The organism is Halalkalibacter sp. APA_J-10(15) (genome assembly GCF_023017105.1).
Taxonomy (GTDB): domain Bacteria; phylum Bacillota; class Bacilli; order Bacillales; family Bacillaceae_D; genus Halalkalibacter.
Genome location: NZ_JALKEV010000092.1, coordinates 1 through 258 on the forward strand (window position 1 = coordinate 1; position 258 = coordinate 258).

At 46.1% G+C, this 258-nt stretch carries 2 rRNA genes; both read left to right on the forward strand.

From position 1 onward, the window contains the following. Positions 1–108 (forward strand): 23S ribosomal RNA (locus MW695_RS22390); the annotation flags it as partial. A 92-nt stretch (positions 109–200) separates the two neighbouring features. Then, positions 201–258, forward strand: a 5S ribosomal RNA gene (rrf, locus tag MW695_RS23295); the annotation flags it as partial.

The window sequence follows — 258 nt, forward strand, 5'->3', positions numbered from 1 at the left end:
GAGTTAATCCAGTAAGACCCCTTAGAGATGATGAGGTTGATAGGTCTGGTGTGGAAGCGTGGCGACACGTGGAGCTGACAGATACTAATCGGTCGAGGACTTATCCAAGAAATTCTGACGTGTTTCAATGACCATGATCTAGTTTTGAAGGAATCTTTCTTTCAACCATATAGTGAACAAAGGTTATCTGATGTTCAAAGTCCGGTGGCGATAGCGAAGAGGTCACACCCGTTCCCATGCCGAACACGGTCGTTAAGC